This window comes from Nostoc sp. TCL240-02 (genome assembly GCF_013343235.1).
Taxonomy (GTDB): domain Bacteria; phylum Cyanobacteriota; class Cyanobacteriia; order Cyanobacteriales; family Nostocaceae; genus Nostoc.
This window is the reverse complement of sequence record NZ_CP040094.1, coordinates 3,104,310-3,130,371: the sequence shown is the minus strand read 5'-3', so window position 1 is coordinate 3,130,371 and position 26,062 is coordinate 3,104,310. Positions and strand designations below refer to the sequence as shown.

The 26,062-nt window shown below is 38.0% G+C and carries 14 protein-coding genes; 10 read left to right on the top strand and 4 right to left on the bottom strand.

Going from position 1 to position 26,062, the window contains the following annotated elements; all coding sequences use genetic code 11:
* Window positions 1-944: 944 nt before the first annotated feature.
* The 4 genes from FBB35_RS13315 to FBB35_RS13300 form a co-directional block, all read right to left on the bottom strand.
* Window positions 945-1,652, bottom strand: coding sequence for a DevA family ABC transporter ATP-binding protein (locus FBB35_RS13315; protein ID WP_174710015.1), 708 nt, complete (start codon window positions 1,650-1,652; stop codon window positions 945-947).
* A gap of 141 nt (window positions 1,653-1,793) precedes the next feature.
* Window positions 1,794-2,966, bottom strand: a complete 1,173-nt coding sequence (gene devC / locus FBB35_RS13310) for an ABC transporter permease DevC (protein WP_174710014.1) — start codon at window positions 2,964-2,966, stop codon at window positions 1,794-1,796.
* 150 nt (window positions 2,967-3,116) lie between these two features.
* Window positions 3,117-4,322 (bottom strand): ABC exporter membrane fusion protein, encoded by a 1,206-nt coding sequence (locus FBB35_RS13305; RefSeq protein WP_174710013.1) that lies wholly within the window; start codon window positions 4,320-4,322, stop codon window positions 3,117-3,119.
* Between the two features lie 295 nt (window positions 4,323-4,617).
* Window positions 4,618-4,941 (bottom strand): hypothetical protein, encoded by a 324-nt coding sequence (locus tag FBB35_RS13300; RefSeq protein ID WP_114080674.1) that lies wholly within the window; start codon window positions 4,939-4,941, stop codon window positions 4,618-4,620.
* Window positions 4,942-5,781: 840 nt separating this feature from the next.
* Between FBB35_RS13300 and FBB35_RS13295 the strand changes: the two genes are divergently transcribed.
* From FBB35_RS13295 to FBB35_RS13250, 10 genes are all read left to right on the top strand, one after another.
* The gene (locus FBB35_RS13295; protein WP_174713630.1) at window positions 5,782-6,048 is read left to right on the top strand and encodes a hypothetical protein; all 267 of its coding nucleotides are present in this window, start codon (window positions 5,782-5,784) and stop codon (window positions 6,046-6,048) included.
* Window positions 6,049-6,706: 658 nt separating this feature from the next.
* Complete coding sequence (locus tag FBB35_RS13290; protein WP_174710012.1) at window positions 6,707-13,960, top strand: type I polyketide synthase; 7,254 nt, start codon at window positions 6,707-6,709, stop codon at window positions 13,958-13,960.
* Window positions 13,961-14,215: 255 nt separating this feature from the next.
* The gene (locus FBB35_RS13285; protein ID WP_174710011.1) at window positions 14,216-17,545 is read left to right on the top strand and encodes a type I polyketide synthase; all 3,330 of its coding nucleotides are present in this window, start codon (window positions 14,216-14,218) and stop codon (window positions 17,543-17,545) included.
* Window positions 17,546-17,948: 403 nt separating this feature from the next.
* On the top strand, window positions 17,949-19,610 hold the full coding sequence (locus FBB35_RS13280) for a PfaD family polyunsaturated fatty acid/polyketide biosynthesis protein (RefSeq protein WP_174710010.1): 1,662 nt from the start codon (window positions 17,949-17,951) through the stop codon (window positions 19,608-19,610).
* Window positions 19,611-19,624: 14 nt separating this feature from the next.
* Complete coding sequence (locus tag FBB35_RS13275) at window positions 19,625-20,923, top strand: hypothetical protein (RefSeq protein ID WP_174710009.1); 1,299 nt, start codon at window positions 19,625-19,627, stop codon at window positions 20,921-20,923.
* A 49-nt stretch (window positions 20,924-20,972) separates the two neighbouring features.
* Window positions 20,973-21,260, top strand: a complete 288-nt coding sequence (locus FBB35_RS13270; protein WP_174710008.1) for a 2Fe-2S iron-sulfur cluster-binding protein — start codon at window positions 20,973-20,975, stop codon at window positions 21,258-21,260.
* Window positions 21,261-21,471: 211 nt separating this feature from the next.
* Entirely contained in the window at window positions 21,472-21,777 is a 306-nt protein-coding gene (locus FBB35_RS13265) for a phosphopantetheine-binding protein (protein WP_174710007.1), read from the top strand.
* 168 nt (window positions 21,778-21,945) lie between these two features.
* Window positions 21,946-23,280, top strand: a complete 1,335-nt coding sequence (locus tag FBB35_RS13260) for a condensation domain-containing protein (RefSeq protein ID WP_174710006.1) — start codon at window positions 21,946-21,948, stop codon at window positions 23,278-23,280.
* A gap of 68 nt (window positions 23,281-23,348) precedes the next feature.
* Window positions 23,349-25,226: a hypothetical protein gene (locus FBB35_RS13255; protein ID WP_174710005.1), complete on the top strand. Its 1,878-nt coding sequence runs from the start codon at window positions 23,349-23,351 to the stop codon at window positions 25,224-25,226.
* 598 nt (window positions 25,227-25,824) lie between these two features.
* Window positions 25,825-26,046, top strand: a complete 222-nt coding sequence (locus FBB35_RS13250; RefSeq protein ID WP_174710004.1) for a hypothetical protein — start codon at window positions 25,825-25,827, stop codon at window positions 26,044-26,046.
* Window positions 26,047-26,062 lie beyond the last annotated feature (16 nt).

The following is a 26,062-nucleotide window of genomic DNA, read 5'->3' as shown; positions in this document are numbered from 1 at the left end:
TACTCAATCCAGTGCTAAATTAGGTGGCTTTTGACAACCAAAATAGATTCAGGAGTCTTTTACTTAATTGGTGTTGAAAAAATTGAAAGTATTTTAAGCTCCCATAACACATGAATATTCGTCAGATTCAAACTAATTCATAATCAGTAATTACTTATTTATTATTGAGAAGCTACAACCAAAGTCACTTCTTCACAAAAAAGTAAGTAATAACGATTAATACTTACTAATGTAAAACTATATTTATTTGTGTTATACTTTGTAATTACTTATTATGAATTGTTTTTCATTCCTTATTAATATAACAGCTAGTTTTCTGTCGCACTTCTACCACAGGAGTAAACCTACTTCTATCGCAGGCATTAATTTTACATTAATTAAATTTAGTATGTGAACAAGAAAATAACGAAATATTTTGCAGCTTACAATTAGATAAGCATGACTCAAGATAAGCACAATCTTCACACTGGATATCTTGCCCTGGATTAGCACATCCACAGGGAGAGTTCACAAAACATTCAGAAGGATCTTGAGGTGTTCGAGATTTTTTTATTAAAATAAGGTATAAAGCTGCTTCTTGTAGACAAAAAATCAAATCTTTAAGCATAAAATTTCGTGTCAATCGTAATGAATACAACGATTTTCGGATTTTTCGATGAGTTTATTTGTTTTTAGTTATTTAGTATATATATTTATAAAACTAAGCAGCTAAATGCTGCCAAAAAAGTTTAAACCTATATTTAAAAATACTCTACAATATTATTTCACCTGAGAACTTCTAACTTCATACTTCAGGTGTGTCTTACTCTAGACTTAAGGAATATTGTTTAACTGTAATGACTGATACAAATTCTTTAACCTGCACTTTTCTACTTGATATTTGTACCAAAAATTAAACTAAAATAGTATTCCTAAAGACATATTCAAGTTTTACAGGTATTTAGTTATGATCCATTTGGTAGATACGAAACCTCTTTGACTAAATAACCATCTTCCATCTGAATTATGCGATCGGCAATATCTAAAATTCTGTTGTCGTGAGTGACCATTAAGATAGCACAATTCTGTTCTTTAGCTAGTTTCTGCATTAGGGTGACAACATCTCGGCCTGTCTTACTGTCTAAAGCAGCTGTAGGCTCATCAGCTAAAACTAATTTTGGATGACTTACTAAAGCACGAGCAATTGCTACCCGTTGTTTTTGTCCTCCTGAGAGATCAGATGGGTAATAATTAACTCTATTTTCCAATTTAACGGCATTTAGTATAGCTTCTGATTTGCTACGAGCTTCCCATTCAGGAATATTTTTGTGTAATTCTAGCGACATTTGAACATTTTGTCTGGCTGTTAAGAAATCTAATAAGTTATGAGCTTGGAAAATATACCCAATGTGGCGGCGTACTTTAACTAATTGCTCATTACTAGCTCCAGAAAGCTCTTGACCTAAAAATTTAAGGCTTCCCTCTTGGACAGAGCGTAACCCACCAATTAAAGTCAGTAAAGTTGTTTTTCCTGAACCTGATGGCCCAGTCATAATCACAATTTCTCCAAATTTGATATTAAAATTAATATCGAATAATATTTGACTTCGTACTTTTTTCTCGCCGAAATAATGATTTAGATCGTTAATACTCACAATAAACTTTGTTTTCATGATTTTCTCAGATATATATGACTCATATTTGATTTTTGCGAAGCTAGGTACAACTTAAATAGCTTTATTGTCTATTGTCTATTGTCTACCTATCGCAATTGCACTGCGCGAATAGAAATAAAAGCGGGTTGCCGTGTAAAATTAAAAAATATCTGCTGGATCTACATTTCGGAGTTTGTTTGTAGATAAAAATCCAGAAGTTAAACACATTAATATTGCTGATATTAATACTAGAATAGCTTTATCTGTACTCATAATAACTGGTAATTTAGTAGCATTTTTTGAGACATCATATAATGCTATAGATATAGCCAAACCTGGTATATAACCTAGAGATGCTAAAATTAAAGCTTGTTGAAAAACTACACTTAATAAGTATTTGTTTTTAAATCCCATTGCTTTTAAGGTTGCATATTCAGTTAGATGACTAGAAATGTTACTATAAAGAATTTGATAAACAACGATCACACCAACAACAAACCCCATTAATACCATCAGATTAAACACGAATCCAATAGGTGTTCTAAGGGACCAATAAGTTTTTTCCAAAGCAATAAAATCTTTGCGAGTAATTACTTTTACGTCTTTGGGTAACTTGGCTGATAAATCTGCAAAAACTTTTTGTTGGTCGGTATTAGGTTTGAGTTTAATTAATCCTATATCTATCTTTTGTGCCGGACGATCTTGAAATATTCTGAGGAAAGTTGAAGAACTAACGATTAAATTCCCATCAACACCAAAAGAAGGTCCGAGGCGAAATAAACCACCAATCTTAACTTTGTAACCAACTAATCCAGTGTAGCTGAATATTTCAACTTTTATAACTTTACCTTGTTCAAAATCTTTAGAGATCGCTCCAAATTCGGGACGAGAATCGCGGTCAAATAAAACGATATTAGGGATTCTAATCAAATCAAGTTTTTCTTCAATATTTGGAAGTTTAAAAACTGATTTAACTGGGTCAAATCCTAGCACATACAATGGAAACTTTAAACCATTACTGGGATTTTTAAACTTAGCAAACTGTACATATAAAGGGCTAACTGATTCAACATTTTCAAAGCCTAATGCTTGATATAAATACGAGCGAAAAAAGCTCTGATTTGATGTTAAAGATTTATATTGAGCACTAATTAAAAACAAGTCTCCTTCTAGATTCTTATGCAACTGCGTAGCACTGTCATAAAGAGCAGCTTGGAAACCAATTTGCATAAACATGAGAACTGCAACAAAAGCAATCCCAGCTAAAGCTACAAGAAAGCGAATTTTTTGTCTGGCTAGTTGTAACCAAGATAAGGGGATATTTAGAATCATTTAGTAAACCTCAAGGATGGAAATTAGACTAAATTAAGAAAGAATGCTTTGTTTAAATCAAGGATTTTTTGTTAAAGTGTAGCCAATTAGGAATTAGTATTAGGTAGGGTAAGAATGTTCAATGAGTTAACAAAGCCTTATTGAGAAGTTCTAAATATTAATAATTACCTCTACCTGTAAATCAGTCAGACCAGCAACGCGCTGGTTATCTTGAAGATTATCAATACGAATTTTTACATCAACTATTTTGTTATCTGTGTCTGCTTGAGGGTTATTATTGAAGATATTTTGTTTGCCAACTTGTAAACCAATATCTGTAACTTTTCCTCGTAATTTCCCTGGTAAAGCATCGCTAGTAATAATCGCAGACTGACCGATACGTACTTTTTTAACATCAGTTTCATAGACTTCTGCTACCACATACATCTGTTGTGTGCGACCTAAATCAGCGATTCCTGTAGTGCCGATAATTTCTCCAGGCCAAGTATTAATTTTCATGATTTGCCCGGTTATGGGCGATCGCACAATACTTAAATCCCACTCTGCCTTAGCCTGGTTAACTGAGGCTAATGCACTTTCAACATCAGCTTGTGCTGCTGCTATATCGGTAGGACGAACCTCAGCAATACTCTTGAGTCTGGCTTTGGCCTCGATTAACTGCTTTTGAAGAGTTTCTATAGTGCGCTTGAGAGAAGCTTTAGCTTCATTGAGTTGCTGTTGAACTGTATCGACTCGCAAACGTTTAGTATCTGCGTCGGAGGCTGAAATTGCACCATCTTTATATAACTGCTGATAGCGCTGATTTTCGCTTTCAGCATTCCGCCAATCAGCCTCTAAGCGAGCGATCGTTGCTTCTTGAGCAGAAGTTTCTCCGCGCAACTCAGCTTCTAAACGAGCAATAGTTGCTTTTTGTGCAGATATATCTCCAGCTTTTGCGCCAGCTTTTACCTGGTTAAGATTAGCTTGAGCAACTAAGACTTGTTGTTGAGCTTTTTCTAAAGCTGCAAGACGAGGAAAGTAACTGTCAAGCATTGCAACTACTTGCCCCTGTCGCACTCTGTCTCCTTTGTTTACCATCAGTTTTGTTACCCTAACACCCCCTTGGGACTCTGGAGCCGATAGACGAATAACCTCTCCTTGAGGTTCTAAACGTCCTAATGCTGCAATAGTAGTCATTTTAGGAGAACTACGTGGGGTAGCTATAGGCTGTACTTTTGAAGACAACTGAAATCGTGAAAAGGTATAGAAAGAGGCTGCACCAGTAGCTATAGTCATAGTAGTTGCTAATATAACTGGCCACCAAACTACAGGTTTAATGAATGGTTTGATGAATGACTGTTTTTGTTTCTGTACCATAATTACCTATTCCAAATTAGCGATGTCTGAGAACAAGGTCTTTCCAAATTATTCAGAAATAGCATAGATGAAATTAGACCTTATATCATGCCAAGATGAACACTCGAATTCAGCTTGAAGCGGGTAAAAGCAACTATTTTGAATTAGTGAATTAAGCCCCCCTCGTGAAGGGGGGTTGGTGGGAGCTTCCAAAGCTATATATTACTAACATCAATCATATTAATCCATCAATCCGTTAGTAAATCAACTCTAGATAAAGCCGTTTGGTATTTTATGTATCTAGCCAGAGGTAGCTTTATTTGTTAAGAACTGCCTCTTTTTTACTTTTAACGATCGCCAGATATTCATTGCGAGTTCCATCTATGCGATAGTGGTCGCAAATTTGGCAGAGTTTCAAGATATCCAATCGACTAAATACTTTTTGATGTTCAATCCCGTTGTCATTTCTCCACCGCCAGAAAGTTGTCCGATCAATGCGGCGATTACTTTCAGGCCATCTTCGTCGAGATAAAAAATCTACCAGTTCATCTTCATAAAATGAGTAGCCTTTTGGTAGCTTCAGGAGTTCTTCTCTTAACTCAATTAGCGGGATGAGTGGATCTAGCTCAGATAGTCTCATGCCAGCAAACCCTTATATTTTCGTGACAGTCTAATTATGCAGAAGGCTTCATACAATACGGATTATTGCATTAAATCACATTGTCATACTGCGCGTTTATGAATGTATAGAGTGACCAGCAATCAGGTGAATTATATTTATATTCTCCCTATTTATGTATCTCTCTGCCTTCTTAAACAAACAGTATTGAATTACATTATTTAATCACTTACGATAAACTGATTGATACTCAATTGCAATCTATATGCAACAGTTGTGAAGAGAAATAGTTAGCAATATATTCGATAGAATACATGAAAAAAATTGCGATACTTGACCACTTTTTAACACTGTTATGTCCTTGCTGTTACTCAGCATATTAAAATAATTCTTTGCTTGATGATGGGTCTGTTGTTCGCTAGTATTTTTCATTCTTTAGATATAGTTGCTAGTGGTTATTGTTACATTGCAGACAGAATTACTTCTTTAGGAATAAAAATCCTTAAAAAATATCTTATTGATTAATACATAATCTTTAAAAAAATAAATCGACTTTTGGATAGATGTAAAAACTATAGCATTACCTCACAGTTACTTAGCTTATTTAATTAGCTATCATCTCTATTTTTCAATAAGTAAATAAATTAATAAGAGGCTAATGTTGTTGATATTTTAATGCTTTTTCTCAGTATTTTTTCGAGCAAGCTATGATTGCTAAATTGAAGATATATGCAATTTGTATGCAATTCGAGTAATGTATTTTTGTTATGTGACATACTAATTGAAAAGAGTTCTAATAGTTATGTGAGTAACAGCGATCGCCCCCCAAAGACCCTAGATAAAATGAAACTACAGCGATTCATGCTCTCATTGCCAAGCTTTGATAACCAGCGACTGATTTTTCATGCAGCTCGCCAGACTCTTCGCAAAGCTGAGATGGCCCGCGTTGCCGTGCGTGAATGGCTCAATCAACATGATTGTGAGCTAGAAGAGTGGAAAACAAAAAAAGCTTCTGAGCTTGGAATTAGTATTAGTAGGCTTGAGCAAAAGCTATTAACTGCTGCTCAAAACAAGACGATAAGTAATAACAGAGATGACAATTTTAATTCCGAAAATGATTCTGTATAAGTTTATATGTAGGTTCTGATTTATTTACCAAATTGCAATCAGAAAATGCACTTATATAAGCTGGTTTTGAGGGTTTGTATTAATCATTAAAGTGCTTAAAAATCCTAACTACAAACTTATTTACCCAGCAAATTTAATGAGATGAACTACGGAGGCACAGAGAACACAGAGTCAGATACAAAACGAGATCGGGCAGACAGACTACTAGTACCGTTATTAAGATGGACTAATAAATTATGCCCAATAACATTTTACCTCTCAATAGCGATACCGTTGTATATAAGTTGTATATCAATTGTAATGGAGAATTAAACAGCCTAATATTAACTACAATTGATAAGTTGAGATGTTAGCTGGATGAAAACATCCAATTTCTATCTGATTAACAACTTATGTTGTAATCTTGAAGCCATTTGCAATTCAGAGCAATTCTTTAGTCCAAAAGAAATCTGAATTGCTACATTTAGACTTCATAATATCCTCACTAAAATCTCTTGAAGTCTTGTTTATGGCTTCTGAAGCTCAAGTAAAAGCATATAGCTTACCATCAATAGCCCCTAGCCTTATCTAAAAAGTAATCGCGTCTTTCTCTATTTGTAGAAATGGTAATTTTATTATCATCTTTACATCTCAAAGCTCCAATAATGAATAAAAAGTCATGACTGCTTCTAGAATTGAAGCTGTTTTAGCACAGTTGCAAGAAGAAGTTAGCAATTGTGAACAGGCTCTACTCAAGCTCATACAGGTGAAAAAAGTTATGGTTGAGAATGCACCGCTAACCAGCGAAATAAATAGACCTCAGCAAAAAACAGATATTGCAATTATTGGGATGGCTTCTATCTTTCCCCAATCAAAAAATTTACAGGAATATTGGGAAAAAATAATTCACAAAGTTGATTGTATTACTGATGTTCCCCCTTCGCGTTGGAGTGTAGAGGATTATTACGATCCTAACCCCAGAACACCTGATAAAACATATTGTAAAAGAGGCGGATTTATCCCGGATGTCAATTTCAATCCGATGGAATTTGGACTACCACCCAACAGCCTAGAAGTCACAGATATATCGCAATTACTAGGTTTGATTGTTGCGAAAGCAGTGATGGAAGATGCAGGTTACGGTGAATCTCGACAGTTTAGTCGCGATATCTACGATGGGCTTCGCCAACGCACTGGTGTAATCTTAGGTGTGGCACTAGGCAGACAGTTGGCGGTTCCTCTGACTGTGAGAATGCAGTACCCGATTTGGGAAAAAGTTCTCAAAGGGAGTGGCCTATCTGACGAGGATACACAAAAAATCATTGAGAAAATCAAAAGTGCTTATGTGCAATGGGATGAGAATGCCTTCCCCGGTATGCTGGCAAACGTAGTTACAGGAAGAATTGCTAACCGCCTAGATTTGGGCGGGACTAACTGTGTTGTAGATGCCGCTTGTGCTAGTTCATTAGGTGCGCTCAAAATGGCAATGAGTGAGCTAATTGAGCATCGAGCCGATATGATGATCACTGGCGGAGTTGACACCGACAATTCAATTATGGCCTATATGTGTTTCAGCAAAACTCCTGCTGTTTCCCAAGGTGAGAATGTCAAACCTTTCGATGCAGAATCTGATGGGATGATGCTAGGCGAAGGTGTCGGAATGTTAGTCCTGAAACGCCTTGAGGATGCCGAGCGAGATAATGACCGAATCTATGCAGTCATCAAAGGTATTGGTACTTCTAGCGATGGTCGCTACAAAAGTATCTATGCGCCACGTCCAGAAGGTCAAATGAGAGCTTTGCATCGTGCTTACGAAGATGCCGGATTTTCGCCTACAAGTGTTGGTTTAATTGAAGCACACGGCACTGGTACTATGGCTGGAGATCCTGCCGAATTCTCATCTATAAAAGAAGTTTTTGGCGAAAACAATCCCAAAAAACAGCATATTGCCCTTGGAACTGTCAAATCGCAGATTGGACATACAAAAGCTGCTGCGGGTGCGGCAAGTCTAATCAAAACGGCTTTGGCTTTACACCACAAAGTATTACCAGCCACGATTAATGTCACCAAACCGCATCCTAAATTAGATATTGATAGTTCCCCATTTTACTTAAATACCGAAACCAGACCTTGGATTAGCGGCGATGACCAACCAAGACGTGCAGGGGTAAGTTCTTTTGGCTTTGGTGGCACAAATTATCACGTCGTTTTGGAAGAATACACAAGTCAACATCAGCAACCCTATCGTTTACACAAACCTTCTCAGTCGGTGTTGCTATTTGCGTCAACACCTGAAGAATTGTTATCGCGCATTCAAGAACTTAGACACCAATTGCAATCTGATACGGCAGAGCAGCTTTATACAGAATTGATTGCGGCTTCTCAATCTTTAGAAATTCCAGTTACAAATGCCAGACTTGGGTTTGTTGCTGATTCTCTCACTCAAGCTTGTGACTTGCTGCAAACAAGTATTGACTTGCTCACAAGCAAGCTGCAAGCAGAATCATGGGAATATCCCCAAGGAATTTACTATCGCAAAACTGGCATAGCAACAGAGGGGAAGGTGGTTGCCCTATTTTCTGGGCAAGGTTCGCAATACTTAGAAATGGGTCGGGAACTTGCTATCAACTTCCCTGACTTAGGTCAGACTTATGCTCAACTTGATAACCTTTTACGCGAAGACGGTTTGCAGCCTCTTTCGGAGGTTGTTTTCCCGAACCCTGTGTTTGATCTAGATCAAAAGACTGCCCAGATGAAGGTCTTGCAGCAAACAGAATATGCACAGCCAGCCATTGGAGCTTTTAGCGCTGGTTTGTACAAGATATTGCAACAAGCTGGATTTAAACCAGATTTCTTGGCTGGTCATAGTTTTGGAGAACTGACTGCTTTGTGGGCTGCGGGAGTTTTGAGTGAGAAAGATTACCTGTTCTTGGTCAAAGCTAGAGGTCAAGCGATGGCTGTACCAAAAGATCCTCTCTTGGATGCAGGAGCGATGTTGGCGGTGAAAGGGGATGTAAATCAGGTTACAGAACTAATTCAGAATTTCCCGCAAGTCACTATTGCTAACTTGAATTCTCCAAATCAGATGGTGCTAGCAGGGACGAAAGCTGAAATTGCTAATGTACAGGAGGCTCTGAAAACTCAAGGGTTCTCTAGCATTTTGTTGGGAGTTTCCGCAGCCTTTCACACTCCATTAGTGGCTTATGCACAGCAACCCTTTGCTAGAGCAATTGAGAAAGTTACTTTTAATGAGCCACAAATCCCAGTTTATACAAATGTTACCGGGAAGCGTTACCCAAATGAGCCGCCAGTCATTCAAAAATTCCTCAAAGATCACCTGAAGAATCAGGTGCTGTTTAAGCAAGAAATTGAAAATATTTATGCTGAAGGCGGTTACTGCTTTATTGAATTTGGGCCGCGAAGCGTTCTTACCAACTTGGTAAAAGATATCCTGGGCGATCGCCCTCATTTAGCTGTAGCTTTAAATGCTAGTCATCTCAAAGATAGCGATCGCACTTTACGGCAAGCTGTTCTACAGTTACGCGTTGCTGGATTACCTTTGCAAAACTTAGACCCCTATCAACTGGAGTACAAAATCCCAGAAGCTTCTCCAAATAAGGTCTTAAATGTCCGCTTAAATAGCACTAACTATGTATCGGATAAAACCAAGCAGTCCTTTGAAAAAGCTATGCAAAATGGGCATGAAGTGAAACCCACCGTTGCGAACGGTAATAAACCCAATTTCTCTGAAGCCACAGAGAAGGTAGCAGTCAATGGACAATCCGCCGTTGGGAATGGCAATAAAGCTAACTTCTCTAAAGCAACACAGAAAGTAGCTGTCAACGGTCAATCTACTTTTGGGAATGGCAATAAATCTCACTCAGTAACAGCTAATCCCTCTCATCCAGCAGAGAAAGTAACTGTCAACGGTGGAGTGAAATCTGGCCAGAATGGGCAATCAGACCAACTAGAGATGAAGTCTTTACAACCTAGTCCAGAACTTCCTCTAAGTTATTTAAGAGCTATAGACAACTTAGAGTACACATTAATAGAGGTCAATCGCCATCAACATGATGTCTTGCAAGTTCATGAACAATCTTTGAACCATCAGACAGAATATACTAAAATTTTCTTCCAACTCATGGAGCAACAACATGCGTTATGGGGAAATGGTAAATTCAGCGAACCACATACAGAAACACAGCAACTCGTAGTCTCCAGTTCAGAGCGCAGCATCATGCGGTTTCACGATCATCAAACTGATAGCCTCCGCATCCATGAGCAATATTTGAACTATCAGCAAGAATACACTAACAACTTTTTCCAATTGCTTCAGCGACATTATCAACCGTCGCCCAGCAATACCAATCAACATCTGATACCGCCAGTCAATTATCAACCAAGTCCAGTAGCTCCACCAGTCAAAGAGGATAACCCTGTTCTAGAGACTGCGCCGATTGCTTTGCCGAGTAACGGATTTGCCACTAAATCTGAGCCAGTTTCGACTAATGGTAACGGCACAAATGGTAACGGCACAAATGGTAATGGTAATGGCAATGGCGCATATCATAAAGCAACAGCAGTTCTGGATATTACTCCATTAAAGGAGAATACTGCACCTGTAGAATTTACACCCGAACCACCAGTAGTCATCGATCAAGCTACTCTGAGTGAAACTCTAATTAACATCGTTAGTGATAAAACGGGCTATCCAACAGAGATGTTAGAGCTAACGATGGATATCGAGGCAGATTTGGGGATTGATTCCATCAAACGTGTAGAAATTTTAGGAGCATTGCTAGAACTATACCCTGATTTGCCCAAGCCGAATCCCGAAGAAGTAGGACAACTACGCACGTTGGCTCAAATAGCTGAATATATGGGGAAAATTGCATCTGAGATTTCTGGTGCAATGCCTGCGGTGGGCTTTGTCAACGCCCCAAATGAGTCAGGGAGCAGGCTTGCCGTGAGCGTAGCCGAACGGGAGCAGGGAGCAGAGGGAGATGGGGAAGATAAGGGAGATGAGGGAAATGGAGGAGTAACAGCAATACCTTCCTCATCCCCGCCATCCCCCTCATCTCCAGAGCTTACTAACATTGTGTTCAATGTCGTTAGTGAAAAGACAGGCTATTCGACGACGATGTTAGATTTGTCGATGGATATAGAGACAGATTTGGGAATTGATGCTGTCAAACTTGTGGAAATTCTCGAAGCGTTGCTAGAGCTATACCCGGATTTACCCAAGCTGAATTCAGAAGCATTGGCCCAATTACGTACCCTTGGACAAATTGTTGCACATATAGAGGGACTGGGGACTGAGGACTGGAGACTAGCGACTGGGAAAAACTTTTCTCAATCCCCAGTCCCCAATACCCAATACCCAGTACCCAATATTCAATCCCCAGTCCCCAATACCCAATCCCTAATTTTTCGTAGTCCTGTCAGACTCAAATATCTTCCCGAACCTGATGTTTTAGATTTCACCTTACCCGATAACCATATCGCCTTGCTTACCGATGATGGTTCTCTGACTACAGCAAAACTAGCTGAGATTCTGTTCCAACGCGGCTGGAAAACCGTTGTCTTAACTTTTCCTCCAACCGTGATTGCTAAACAATCTCCGTTACCTGAAGGGATTAGCCGTGTGGTGCTTACGGATTTGAGTGAGGAGCATTTGCGAGAACAGTTAGGAGCGATCGCTACTAACTATGGACAAATAGCTACATTTATCCATCTGAATCCTTCCACTCACGACGATATAAGCAACCATGTCCGCTATCTGGAATCAGAAAAAGCCATCCTTCGCCATGTCTTTCTCATTGCCAAATATCTCAAAGAATCACTCAATCAAGCAGCACTTCAAGGACGTAGTAGTTTTATAACCGTAGCTCGTCTGGATGGTGAATTCGGACTAGGACAAAAAAATAACTTTGGTGCAATTGGCGCTGGACTATTTGGACTCACCAAAACCTTGAACCAGGAATGGGAATCTGTATTTTGTCGAGCGATCGACCTCAGTCCCGATTTAGATGCCGAAACATCAGCACAGCATATCTTCGCCGAACTTCACGACCCAAATCTATTAGTCGTGGAAGTGGGATACAACTCACAAGAGCGAGTAACTCTAGTATGTGAACAGGAAGAACAAAAAAATCCAGAGCAGGAAATCGGCGGAATCCCCTTTGCACCCAGCACCTTTCCCTCCAACGTTTTCCCCATCCCGAATGCCAAATCCCAAGTATTTCTCGTCAGTGGCGGTGCGAAAGGGATAACGGCTCAGTGTGTGATTAAACTAGCGCAGCGTTATCAATGCAAATTTATTTTGGTGGGTCGTTCCGCCGCCGATCCAGAACCCGTATGGACTGAAGGTTACTTGAGTGAAGCAGATTTGAAAAAGCGGATTATGGAGGATTTCTTCGCCAAAGGCGAAAAACCCACACCTGCAATGGTGCAGAAAAAGTTTAACGCTATTTCATCTAGTCGGGAAATTGCTACAACCTTACAAGCTATCAACCAGGCGGGTGGGAAGGCTGAATATTTTAATGTTGATGTGACTGATGCGATCGCACTTCAGGAGCAAGTTGCTAATGCTGTTAAGCGTTTTGGCCCAGTAACAGGAATTATTCATGGGGCTGGAAATCTAGCTGATAAGCGGATTGAGAAAAAATCAGTCCAAGATTTTGAAACAGTCTACACTGCCAAAGTTAAAGGTCTCGAAAATCTGTTGCGGTGCGTAACACCGAGTCAACTGAATTATTTAGTCCTGTTTTCTTCTGTAGTTGGTTTCTACGGAAACGTGGGACAGTCGGATTATGCGATCGCTAATGAAATTCTCAACAAATCAGCCCACCTTGTCAAACGCAACCATCCCCATTCTCATGTAGTAGCTATTAATTGGGGCCCTTGGGATAGTGGTATGGTTTCTCCTGAATTAAAGCAAGCTTTTGCTGAACGGAATATTGAGACTATTCCTGTTGAGATGGGCACAGAAATGTTAGTTGATGAACTAGCTAGTGCAAATCAAGAAACTGTGCAAGTTGTGATTGGTAGTCCCCTGGTTTATATCCCCGAAAAGTTACCCAGTGAGTTGAGAAAATTTCGTATCCAACGGCAACTCACATTAGCAGCAAATCCATTTTTACAAGACCACGTAATTGCAGGTTATCCAGTTCTACCAGCGACTTGTGGATTATTATGGATTGCTAATGCTTGCGAACAAATCTATCCAGGCTACAAAGCCTTCAGTTGTACAAATTATAAAGTTTTGAAGGGACTAATTTTCGATGATAATTTGCCAACTGAATACACTTTAGAATTGCAAGAACTTGCTAAACATGATATCAATGAGATAGATTTCGATGCCAAAATTTGGAGTAAAACTCCAGAAGGTAAAATCCGTTATCATTTTAGTAGCCAGATGAAGCTGAAGCGGCAACTTCCTAATGCCCCTACACACGAGTTTCTGGACTTAAGCCAGGATAATAGAATCACCGCTACGACTTCATCACTTTATCAAAATGGGGCAGCTAGCTTATTTCACGGATTTACTTTTCAAGGCGTAAAATCTGTCTTAAATGCCACTCTGAACAAGATAACCATAGAATGCTATTTACCGGAACCAGCAGAACGAGAACAAGGACAATTCCCAGTCCAAACATTTAATCCTTACATTGCAGATGTGCAGATTCATGCATTTTGGATTTGGGCGCAGCATTTTTATCAGGTAGCTTGTTTACCTTCAGAAATCAAGACTTTTGAACAGTTTCAAGCTGTCCCCTTTGATGAAACATTTTACGTTTCTTGTCAAATAAAATCCAAGACAGAATCGGGTTTAGTTGTGGATGTCATCGCCCATAATTCGCAAGGACAAATATATACCCGAATGCTTGGAGCAAAGGGAACTATTTTACCCAAGCAATTAGATGAAATTTAAGCAAGAATCAGCCTGACTTTTTAAGTCATCTGGAAATTTTAAGATAGAGATTTAGAGAGGAATACAGTTCAGTTAAGTATTTCTTTTCTTCCTTCGCGCCCTTTGCGCCCTTTGTGGTTCGTTAAAAAAATCACTTTGACAAAGAGAAAATCCTTAACTGAACGCTATTTATTTAGAGATAACTTTTCCAGATACCGTGAAAAGTCAGAGAATCAGCAACTAAAAAATATATACATCAGCTTGAGGAGGTAAGTAATGGAAGAATTTGCAAAAAATAAAACTCCTAAAATAGCGATAGTGGGAATGGATTGCTATTTAGGTGGCGGTTGCAAGGGATTGGATGCCTTTGAACGCAGTATTTATGAGGGAACTCAGCATTTTATTTCCATACCTCCTCAGCAATGCTTACAAGAAAATTTGCTGAAAAACTATGGTTTTATCGATGGTATATTACCATTAGGCGCATACATCAAAGATTTTAAAATTGATCCTTTACCTTTGGAAATATCGCCAGAAAAAGTAGACAATTTTAACCTTCAAGAACTGTTAATGCTTCAGGTAGCTGATAACGCTCTCAAAGATGCGGCGCTTCCTCAAGGGACAAGAATAGCAATAATAATTGCCACTGCTAAAGAACTGACTCTAGATCAACTTTCCAAAACAGAGCAGTTGGAATTTATCGATAAAGACAGTGAATCTCCAAGTTATATCGAAAACGGACTGGCCGATTATATTTCCAAATTATGGAATTTTGCTGGCCCTGCATTCACATTAATTGCCAAACAAAATACTGTTTTCAAAGCTTTAGAGCTTGCACAAAAGCTACTTGAAATTAAAGAAGTAGATGCTGTTTTGGTCGGTGCGATCGAGCTTGTTGGAGATGGCGCTAGTATTTTACAACGAAATCAAATTACAAAAGTCAACACAGGCGTAAATACTCTCAGTTACGATCAGAATACCAATGGCTGGACAATCGGCGAGGGTGCGGCGGCTGTAGTTTTGAAGCTGCACGAAACAGCAAAACAAGAAAACAATCGCATATATGCAACGATTGACGCTCTCAGTCTCGTAGAAAACTCAAGAAATAGCGTCCCCATTGCCCCTTATCCCCAGAGGGGGCCCCGAGTTCCCCAATCCCTAAATTCCGAAACGGTAACACAAGTTTGTCAACAGGCTTTTCATCGTGCAGATATTCAACCAAAAGATATCAACTATTTAGAAGTTGTTGGTAGTGGAATTTCCCAGCAAGATGAGTCAGAAATTCAAGGTTTGCTCACAGCTTATCGCACATTGGAACCAAATTTAACTTGTGCGATCGGTAGTGTCAAAGCTAATATCGGTCATACTTATGCGGCATCGGCAATAGTTAGTCTGGTTAAAACAGCACTTTGCTTATATCACCGCTACATTCCCGCAGTTCCTCAATGGTCTGGCCCCAAAACGCCAGAGATTTGGCAAGATAGTCCCTTTTATGTGGCTTCAGAATCAAAACCCTGGTTTTTAGAAAAAGGAGCCACTAAAAGAATAGCTGCAATTAACGGGATGGAGATAGATGGCAGTTATGCACATTTAATTTTGTCAGAGGAACCAAATCAGAAAAATCACAGCAGCAGATATTTAGAGCAAATGCCTTATCATGTATTTGCGATCGCAGCTGATGATCAATCAACTCTATTAGACGAAATCCACACACTTGGGCAAACGATTCAAAGTTCTTCTTCCCTATCTGATGTTGCTAGGCAGACTTTTACAGCTTTTCAACAGCGTCAACAGGCAACTTATGCAGTAGCAATTCTCGGACATAACCGAGATGAATTGCAACGAGAAATTCAGCACTCCCTCAAGGGTATTGCCAATGCCTTCGAGACAGGGAAAGACTGGCAAAGTCCTCTCGGCAGCTATTTTACAGCAAAACCGTTGGGTCAAAGAAGTAAAGTTGCTTTCGTTTACCCAGGTGCCTTTAGTGCTTATATCGGATTAGGTCGGAATCTGTTTCGCTTGTTTCCTCAACTTTACGATGATCCGCTCATCAGAAGCATCTACAATCGTGTTGCCAACGTCGAAAAACTTATTTATCCTCGAAGCTTAGAAAAATTGTCAAACAGGCAATTAGAAGCCCTGGAACAGCGATTGCTCAAAGATTCAGTAGCAGTACTTGAATCAGAAATGGCCTGTGCTGGACTCATGACAGCAATTCTGAAAAATTATTTTCAAATCAAGCCTCAATCTGCTTTTGGTTATAGCTTGGGCGAAATTAGCATGATGTTGGCTCAAGGTATCTGGACTGAGTTTCAAGAAGGTAGCGAGGGTTTTAACTCATCATCTCTATTGAAGACAAGGCTATCTGGCCCCAAAAATGCTGTGCGCGAGTATTGGAGATTACCTCAAGGACAGAATGAGCAAGGCGAAGATTTTTGGCGCAACTATATTCTGATGTGTCCAGTATCGCGGGTTCAGGAAGCAATCAAAGATGAAAAGCACGTCTACTTACCCTTAATTAATACTACAGAAGAAGTTGCGATCGCTGGTGAAATCCAAGCCTGTCAACGGGTGATTAATAATCTAAATTGTGATGCTTTTTCTGCTCCCTTTACCCATGTCATTCATTGCGAAGCAATGCGCTCTGAGTACGATGAACTTGTGAGATTAAATACATTACCTACTCAAAACGTACCAGAGACTATTTTTTATTCCGCAGCCGAGTATAAACCCATTGACCTTGACAGCCATTCTATTGCTCACAACATTGCTCAAAACCTCTGTCAACAGCTTAATTTTCCTCAGTTAATTAACCGCGTCTATGAAGACGGTTTCAAAATATTTATCGAAGTAGGCGCAGGTAGTAACTGCTCCCGATGGATTGATAAAACCCTGAATGCAAAAGAACACGTCACAGTGTCTCTTAATAAAAGAGGTGTAGAGGATCATACTTCTATTATCAAAGCTTTAGCAAAACTTCTTAGTTATCGGGTTGACTTAGATTTATCACCACTATATTCTCAAGAACCGGAAAATTCTATTCCAAGCCAGTATAACCTGAGAATTACCACCTTAGATAGTAGCAAGACTAGTTACACATCTTTGAAAAATAAAAACCAAGAAAATACTCAAGATATATCTTTTAAATATTCAATCAAAACCGTTAATCAACAGCAATATCAACTATTAGAATTAAAGGAATTTGCCCAGATGAACTCTTCTTTTATTCCAAGTCCAACTAAAAGCTTTGAAAATGCCTCTGCAAATCTAACAACTCTCCAAAAAGAAGCTAATCTAAAAAAAGTCAGCGAACCTACTCAGTTATTACTACAAGAGCGAAATGAAACTGTAGAAAAATTAGAAGTTAGCGAAAACTGGGTAACAGAACAGGAAAATAATCTGACTTCTAGTTTGACAACTTATAATGTTGTTGACGAACCGAATTTGTTAAATTTACATAGCCCTTACTATCAAAAGCTAAGTGAAAATGCGTCCTGCATGACCAGAGCACATGCTGTTTTTTTACAGGCGCGACAAGAGTCACTAAAACAAATTAGTAGCATAATTCAGTTGCAAATAGCTTGTTACCAGAAGTTATTTGAATAATAATCATTTCAAGCAGCGAAAAACCCAGATTATTTGAATATAGGACAATACGCTTGGGTTAATGCTAAAAACTAAAACTGGTGTAGGCGTAGGTTGGGTTGAGGAATATAGCTTGCTTCCTATAGGCTAACCTAACATTATCAAGCTTTGTAACCCAACCTACTGGCGTGGCAAGCCTAAAGTAGTGCAATAGAAAAATTGGATTATGTTTTTAAACTTGAATTTTTCGGAGATTTTTAATGCAACATATTAGCCTTACCACGCCACTATTATTCTTCTTAATCTAAGCGAATTGGAATATAGGATTTATGCAATCTACCTTGTTCCCATCTCTAGGCTCGGAATGCATACTAGGTTTATAATTAGCAGCACGAACAAATTATTTAATAGGAGGTTTTAAAACATGATTGGCGCAGATAATATGGTAAATAACAATGGTAGCTACATTAAAGCATCAGACTTTATTTACCACCAGAATCAAGTTTGGCAAGGTATTTTAGATTCTGTATCTTTTGATGAAAAAGGTATTAAAGCTAAATTGCTAACTTTAGAAAAACCTTGTTATATTATTAGACTCCAAGGAAAAATTGGTGCGACCAACGAAGGTTATTTATATCCTTACAACCCAGAAAAATCTGGACAAGCGGAAATATTAATAACTGTTCCACCTCTATCAACTCAACAATTAGGCGATCCAAATTTTCTCAGCTTTTATGGTGTAAAATACGCTTATGCCACAGGCGCAATGGCTCAAGGAATTGCTTCTGAAGAACTAGTAATTGCCCTTGGTAAAAAGAGAATCTTAAGTTCATTTGGTGCTGGTGGCTTATCTCCTGCTCGCGTCGAAGCAGCCATTAACCGTATTCAACAAGCTTTACCCCAAGGGCCTTACGCATTTAACTTACTTCACAGTCCCAGTGAACCTGCTATTGAACGCGGTGTTGTTGATTTGTATCTTAAATATCAGGTGAGAACAATCGAAGCTTCCGCCTTTCTCGATTTGACTGACAACATTGTTTACTACCGCGCTGCTGGACTTAGTTTGAATGCAGCCAATCAAATCGAAATCAAAAATAAAATTATTGCCAAAATTTCTCGGAGAGAAGTTGCAATCAAATTTCTGCAACCTGCTCCCACAAAAATTTTGAAACAATTAGTTGAGCAAGGTCTTATTAGTGAATTACAAGCAACCCTAGCTGAAAAAATTCCTGTAGCTGACGATATTACTGTCGAAGCTGATTCTGGTGGTCATACAGATAATCGTCCTTTGGTTTGTCTCTTACCTTCCATCTTGGAATTGAGAGATGAAATTCAAAGAAAATTCTCTTATCAAAAACCTGTCAGAGTCGGAGTAGCAGGAGGTATTGCTACACCACAATCAGCATTAGCTGCCTTTATGATGGGGGCTGCTTATGTTGTGACTGGCTCAATTAACCAGTCTTGTATTGAAGCTGGAACTTCTCAACATACTAAACAATTATTGGCTCAAGCCGAGATGGCTGATGTGATGATGGCTCCGGCTGCAGATATGTTTGAAATGGGGGTAAAACTCCAAGTTCTCAAACGAGGAACTCTGTTTCCTTTACGGGCACAAAAATTGTTTGAGTTATACAAAAACTATGACTCAATTGAAAATATTCCACTTGGAGAAAAAGAGAAATTAGAAAAACAAGTTTTCAAGAATAGCTTGGAAGCAGTTTGGGAGGAGACAGTTAATTATTTATCTCAACGTAATCCAGATAAATTAGCCAAAGCTATTAATAATCCCAAACTGAAGATGGCTCTAATTTTTCGATGGTATCTGGGATTATCATCGCGTTGGTCTAACTTGGGGGAAAAAGGCAGAGAAATGGATTATCAAATCTGGTGTGGCCCAGCTATGGGCAGCTTCAATGACTGGGTTAGAGGTTCTTACTTATCTGAATCAAATAATCGCCAGGTGGTTGATGTTGCTAACCATATTATGACCGGAGCGGCATTTTTATACCGAATGCAAAGTTTAAAAATTCAGGGCTTACAAATGCCAGCTTATTACAGTGAATATCGCCCAGTTACTTTTAATTAAAGGAGGAAAATTACATGAATACTGTTAAAATCGATAACCGAATTCCCAAGATTCAAAATAAGCTTTTCGAGCAGGCACATACTCATCCCTTAGAATTAAAAACTGTCGCTATAGCGATGAGCAAGCAGGGAATTAAAGGAGAAAAACTTTACTCTCATCCGGGAATGCTTCCCTTACCCGTACCAATTTGTGAGTATTTACTTTCCTTTAGTGCTCGTCAAATGTCGATTTTATCTGCGACATTCTTTGCTAATTTATACAAATATGTCGCCAATAGCGAATATCAGTCTCTCATATCCAACATGAGTGTTGCCGAAAAAGTTTTTGCTGCCTACTCAGATGAATTTATGATTCTTCATCAGGAAACTAATGAAGAAATGGATCACATTTGGTCTTTTAGAACCGTATATAGTATGGTCTGTCGAGAAATAGGAATTCAAAGCTCCTTTGATGAGCCTGGGTTTTTCTATGGTTCTGTTGGTGCAATACCTCAATCAGATTTTGAAAGCTTCGATACCCGTTTTACTTTTGATGAAGATTTAAATGAAACTCTGTTGAATCTTCAAAAGGGGAAAAGCTTTCTTAAAAAGATTGTAGAACAGACGCAGCAGCGAGGTAGAAATTTTACATATCGAACTTTACGCTTCATGATTGGGGATGCCATGAGAATGTTACCCGCCGAAAAAGTTCAAGAAAATGGCTTGGGTAGTTTGACTTTGTTATACCGATACATGGCTAATGTGGAGTTAAAAAAAAGCGAAGCCTATTTATTTGATTCTCCTGAAAAGTTTGATTATGAACCATTAGCTTTTGAATTGAATCAGGGTCACTTAACAGATGAAGCACGCCATTACACAACATCTTTTGATTTAGGAGTAGAACTGTATAGGGCAGCTCCTCAAGAAGCTCAAGATTTCATTCGATATTTTATGCAGCTAATTGTGGAAGACTACATTAGTGCTAGTTTCACAACTTATTTAGAGAAGTTAGACCTCACCGTACAAGGAATAATGTTAACTGATATTAGAATTGGATTGAACTCACTAAGTATGTCTCTGCACCATCCTGACTTAGCTGACAAGCAGGTAGATATAAATCAACTAGTTCATTCTTGGAGACAGTTGAGTTCAAAGTGGCGCAATATAATTGGTTACATAGAACAAAAGAGTTGGCAATATAAATCTCAGCAGCTAGAGCGTCTGATTAAAGAGTTGGGATTGGAGTTAAATACAAGTAAGCTAGGTAATCGCTATGAGCGTTATAAAGATGCTCTGGCAATTAAGGAAATTCAAAAAGTTGTTGAAGTAGCCTAACAGTTGCTAAATCTGCTAACCCTCTTTCCTGAACCTAGTGAGTTTAGAAATGTTAGTATCTATTAATTTTGAAGATGACCAAAAAACACTTCAAGTTGAAGCAAACCAACGCTTAACTAAGATTTGTGATGAACATCCTAGTTCAATTTTATTTGGTTGTCGTTGTGTTGCTTGCGGAACCTGCCTCATAGAAGTTGTAAGTGGGATGGAAAATCTAACTCCTGTGATGGATGAGGAGCGGATTTTACTTGATGTGTTAGCTCCAGATAATCCCAATATTCGCCTAGCCTGTCAATGCATAGTGCAGGGTGATATTCGCATTCGGGTGGCTGATTAATTGACAAATTTTACGTAGTTCGATGTGTATTTAGAGATATGAAGCAGTAGCGAAAGTTAAGACTTTTTCCTAATATCTCTTAACCTTGGACTTTTCAAAAATTTTAGCCAGTACAGCAATCCTATTTAGGCTGCGAACAAAAATTATAGCTTGTTCATACTCTATTTAGGAATGCTATATATCCAATTCCTTTTACTTCAGAGGTGTGTAAATGAGTCAGTCTACTCCTGAGACAACTAAAAAGCAGTCTTATAGCGCAGAAGAAATTCAAGTTTGGTTAGTATCTCATATTGCAGAGCAGTTAGGAGTTGAAGCCAAAGATATAGATGTAAGTCAACCTTTAGATAGTTACGGGTTAGAGTCAGCGCAGGCAATGTTTCTTGTTAGCAAAGCGGAAAAGTTGTTTGGTTTTGAGCTATCTCCAATCTTATTATGGCATTACCCAACTATTGAAACCCTATCCCAGCGTTTAGCCGAAGAATCTAAAGCTTCGCAATCGGAGATTTTTGAGATTTGAACACCGAAGCTGTTCTTGAAGAGTTAAGATAACAAGATTTTGATAGTTTGAAACTATGAATATATTCAGGCTTTTAGCAAGGCTTATTCAACAGGTTATTTAATAACAACAACCTCAATAAAATTAAGCTTGCAAACAATCAGTCGTTAGAGGAAATCAAAAATAAATATGATTTACAATAGAAAACTGGGACGCCTTGAGCAAGCTATGGAAATCTTAAATAGCCGTGCTAAAACCTGGAATATAGTAACTATTAGCCGCATCAAGGGCTATATCTGCAAGGAAACTTTAACACAGACTTTAGACGTGATTCAGTGTCGTCACCCACGTCTAAATTCTCAAATTATTCCTTTTAATAATAGTCTCAGCTTTCAAAATCAAGGAAAAGCAGAGATTGCTTTACGTGTTGTCAAGCAGTCAAATAATGAGCAGTGGCAAGAAGTTGTTTATGATGAGATGAACAAAGAAATTGATAGTAGCAAAGGACTGCTACGAGTTGTTCTTGTTCATCTCGTGGGTGATGAGCATATAACTTACTTAATTACAACAATACACCATGCGATCGCAGATGGTTTATCATCCATCCGACTTCACTCAGAAATTTTGACTTGTTGTCAGAAAATTGTATCCGGTGAACCAATTCACCCAGTTACTAGCTTAACTCCACTTCCACCCATCGAAGAACTAATGCCCGAATGGACTAAGGGGTTCAGAGGAAAGATAAACAGCATTATCTTTTTGTTGCAGCTTGGGTTCCAAAAAATCTGGAATCAACCAAAAGCATTAGGTTTTCACAAGTATGTATGCATTACAAAGCGTAGTTGTAATATTATCCACAGACAACTTGACCAAGACTTAACCCAAAAATTTGTCAATCATTGTCGGCAAGAGAATACAACAGTACATAGTGCTTTATGTGCTGTACTTATGTTTACAATAGCCAGAAAAATAATTAAAGGTAATAGAAAAGATGTACGAGTAAACTGCCTATCATATTTTGATTTGAGGAGATATTTTGAACCAGCAATCAGTGATAATCACATGGCTGTATTAGCCTCCTCTATTATGGGATTTCATACTATACACAGAAACATGTCCATTTGGGAATTAGCTCGTGAGGTGAAACAAAAACTTGAATTTAGTAAAAAGTCTGGCGAACTTTTTAAAATGATTTTGATTGCCAAGCACCTCATAGATTTTTGTTTTATCTTCCCCAAGCAAGTAGCTGCCACAGTGTCTGTTTCTAATATTGGTAAGGTAAATGTGCCCACAACTTACGGTGAGTTTGAACTAGAAGAAATCAGTTTTGCTGCTTCTAATGCATTGTATGCTGGTATTTTTGTTATCCATATTTCAACTTTTCAAGGAAAAATGCTGCTAAATTTTGTATTTTCTCAACCTTCTATCGATCAGAATGATATGGAAATTCTTGTAAATAATGTTATGTCACACATATTTGATATCTGCAATTTAAGCATGGATTATCTATTCACATTTGATTAAGTGTATTTGTTAATAAATTTCTAAGCTCACAAATTAATATTTTGAATAAATTAGGAGACTATACAATTATGAACGCATCAGATATCGTAGCAAAACTTACTCAACAGGGTGTTCATTTGTGGGTTGACAACGACAAATTAAAGATTCGCTCACCAAAGGGAGTAATCACATTAGAAATGCAAACAGAAATAGTTGCTAGCAAAGCAGAGATTGTGGCATTTCTGCACGAAATGGATGTAGCTGCTGATTTAAGTTCTGTCCCTTTAAGCCAGGGACTAAACCTACAAACAATTGGTCGTCTAATTGCAGGATTTTCAGAGCAATCAACTGTAGAGTATAAGCCACCAATTATTGATCCCAAAGCTATGGCTCAAAAATTGATAGTTACATTTAAACCTTTACCTGATAGCTACAATAATCAAGATATTCGTAAATTTCGCCAAGATTTGGAAGTTAAACTGAGGGGTTATGGGGTCAAAGTTTTATCTTGGAGCGAAGCACTCGCAGAATTTAACTATGACCTAATACTTCCGATAATTAACAAAAAGAAAAACTTCAAATTCAAAGGAGTTAGATCAGAAGTTAATGCAATTATTGATGTAGAAATAGCTCCTTCAATTGTCAGAAGAATTGGTATATTTGCAGCAGAACTGCTCTATCAATTATATTGTAACTTTGTTTTAAACGACCGGAAAATACCCGTTATAAAAATAGCCAGATTGAGCAGTTGGGCTGAAGATCATGCGGCTAAGTATGTTGACAATCCTAGCAAAACACAAGTAATTGTTATTACAGAAATAGACAATGATTTTATTAATCCTCTTGTTTCATACAAACAAAAAATAAATATTGGTCTAAACACTTTAATTAGAACTTTTTCAGAGATTGTTATTGGAGTTTCTTCTGAGAAAATTTCTATATTAAATATGAATCTTTCTGACTCTATATTTTCCAAAAACGAGATAGAAAGGTTCATATTAAAATCACTAGTCCCTAAAGTTTTTGTGCCGATTGCTCCACTTTTGTTGAGTCGATTTGAGCTAGGACAGTATAATCCCCAAGAATCTATTTATGCTGAAAAATTAGTTAAATTGGGTAATGAATTAGCAACAACAGACTTATTTCCTCCTGGTTTTAAGTTGAATGAAGTGATTAAAAGAAAATCCCATAGAGATATTGTCAGCATCATTATAAATGGTAGGACGGGTGTTTCTTATGGTTTTGTTGCTTATGCTGAACCTCCACAATATTTTGGAGATGTAGAAGTAACAGAAAACGAGTGGGAAAGTCTACTACCTGTTAAGGGATTTAGTAGTAACGAACTTCGTCAAAATGAAAATGGTAGACGCTATGTAAAAATAAAACTACTAGAAAAATACGTATTTAGGCAAATCCCTGATATTTGGCTTGTAAGTTCTCGTTCTGGGTCAAATAAAACTGACTTGAATATCGCTGACGATATTATCAGAATTGGTTTGAAAGAAAAGTTATATCTCCAACTACCTAAAGTGATTCGTTCGGAGTTAGCAGATATGAAACCTTCTTATGATATTTATGTCATGCTTGCGATTAGTCTTTCTGCGGCTTTGTATACACCAGAGTTAATTAAAAATGGTGCACCAATTGTTCATTTTCATGGCTACCCAGCATTTGATTGGTTTAAACCAAATGAATATTGTGTTGGAGTAAATAATCCTTCGGTACCTTGTGGAACCTATGAATCTGGTGTATTCAACTTTCTGGGTATTTCTAGCTTGGTCGAACAACAAGCTAGAAATATATCGTTAGTTAGTTTAGTAGAACCAGATCATGGCACAAATTTTATAGCTCATGATTTGGATTATTTAGTCGAAAGATTGAAAACTGGGTGTACAGATGGGCAAATTGAATTAGGTGGAAAACATTTTGCTTCTCTGAAATCGAAGGTAGAAGAATGCAGAATCTAAATTTGTGAAAGAGGCTCTTAGTTATAACTGTTTAATAGTGCTAATTACTATAGCAATCCTAAATCATTTGTGAACAATAAAATCCCCGACTTCTCTAAGAAGTCGGGGATTTTAGCTTTGAGATTTTTACAATATAGCAAGCAGTTTCTTTAGGGCGTTGGCTATGTGCCTTTTTAGGTGGTAAAAACTCATGCAAAATCTGTGGGATCTCTTTGTGGCAAAAACCTACATTACATAGACTTTATGCTCACACAAAGGTAGCATGAAGCAAAAACAGCGAAACTTCATTAAAGCCAACAGCCTCACAGATAATCGGTATAAGCTTAGGTTATTTGCATAAAAATAAATGCTAAAGCGTTATTTCTAGGATTTTGACACGGATGACTTATTATTTTTTAGAAAAAATTACTCAAGTATTTATGAAGTTGCGTATGAGTTGCATTTGAGTTGCGATTGAGTATCTCACTGTCATAATATATTTATAAATCACAACTAGGTGAGAGAGATTATTAAACAGTGTCAAAAACACTTTTACTATATATGTAATAAAGAGATGAAATACCTCCTTATCATCACATAAATTAATGGTTTTAACGACTTGCATTTTGCTGACTTAGCTATAGCAAAGGTAATGAAAGTTCATGGGCTACAAAGTTTCTCAGATAAAGCTAAAAAAGCAAAACAATTGGGAGTTGGGGTGATTTTTGGTAGTTTTACTAACCCAGTTGCTGAACATATAGCTTCTCAGGGAATAAATGTAGTTGCACATACACCTGAAGTAGTCAAAGAAGGTGGTCACTTGACTATTTTCGTGAGGTAAATATTAGCGGTCAGAT

Excerpts from the sequence above, each read along its gene's own strand:
- FBB35_RS13315 (WP_174710015.1), bottom strand. The coding sequence starts at position 1,652 with ATGAAAACAAAGTTTATTGTGAGTATTAACGATCTAAATCATTATTTC.
- devC (WP_174710014.1), bottom strand. The coding sequence starts at position 2,966 with ATGATTCTAAATATCCCCTTATCTTGGTTACAACTAGCCAGACAAAAA.
- FBB35_RS13305 (WP_174710013.1), bottom strand. The coding sequence starts at position 4,322 with ATGGTACAGAAACAAAAACAGTCATTCATCAAACCATTCATTAAACCT.
- FBB35_RS13300 (WP_114080674.1), bottom strand. The coding sequence starts at position 4,941 with ATGAGACTATCTGAGCTAGATCCACTCATCCCGCTAATTGAGTTAAGA.
- FBB35_RS13295 (WP_174713630.1), top strand. The coding sequence starts at position 5,782 with ATGCTCTCATTGCCAAGCTTTGATAACCAGCGACTGATTTTTCATGCA.
- FBB35_RS13290 (WP_174710012.1), top strand. The coding sequence starts at position 6,707 with ATGACTGCTTCTAGAATTGAAGCTGTTTTAGCACAGTTGCAAGAAGAA.
- FBB35_RS13285 (WP_174710011.1), top strand. The coding sequence starts at position 14,216 with ATGGAAGAATTTGCAAAAAATAAAACTCCTAAAATAGCGATAGTGGGA.
- FBB35_RS13280 (WP_174710010.1), top strand. The coding sequence starts at position 17,949 with ATGATTGGCGCAGATAATATGGTAAATAACAATGGTAGCTACATTAAA.
- FBB35_RS13275 (WP_174710009.1), top strand. The coding sequence starts at position 19,625 with ATGAATACTGTTAAAATCGATAACCGAATTCCCAAGATTCAAAATAAG.
- FBB35_RS13270 (WP_174710008.1), top strand. The coding sequence starts at position 20,973 with ATGTTAGTATCTATTAATTTTGAAGATGACCAAAAAACACTTCAAGTT.
- FBB35_RS13265 (WP_174710007.1), top strand. The coding sequence starts at position 21,472 with ATGAGTCAGTCTACTCCTGAGACAACTAAAAAGCAGTCTTATAGCGCA.
- FBB35_RS13260 (WP_174710006.1), top strand. The coding sequence starts at position 21,946 with ATGATTTACAATAGAAAACTGGGACGCCTTGAGCAAGCTATGGAAATC.
- FBB35_RS13255 (WP_174710005.1), top strand. The coding sequence starts at position 23,349 with ATGAACGCATCAGATATCGTAGCAAAACTTACTCAACAGGGTGTTCAT.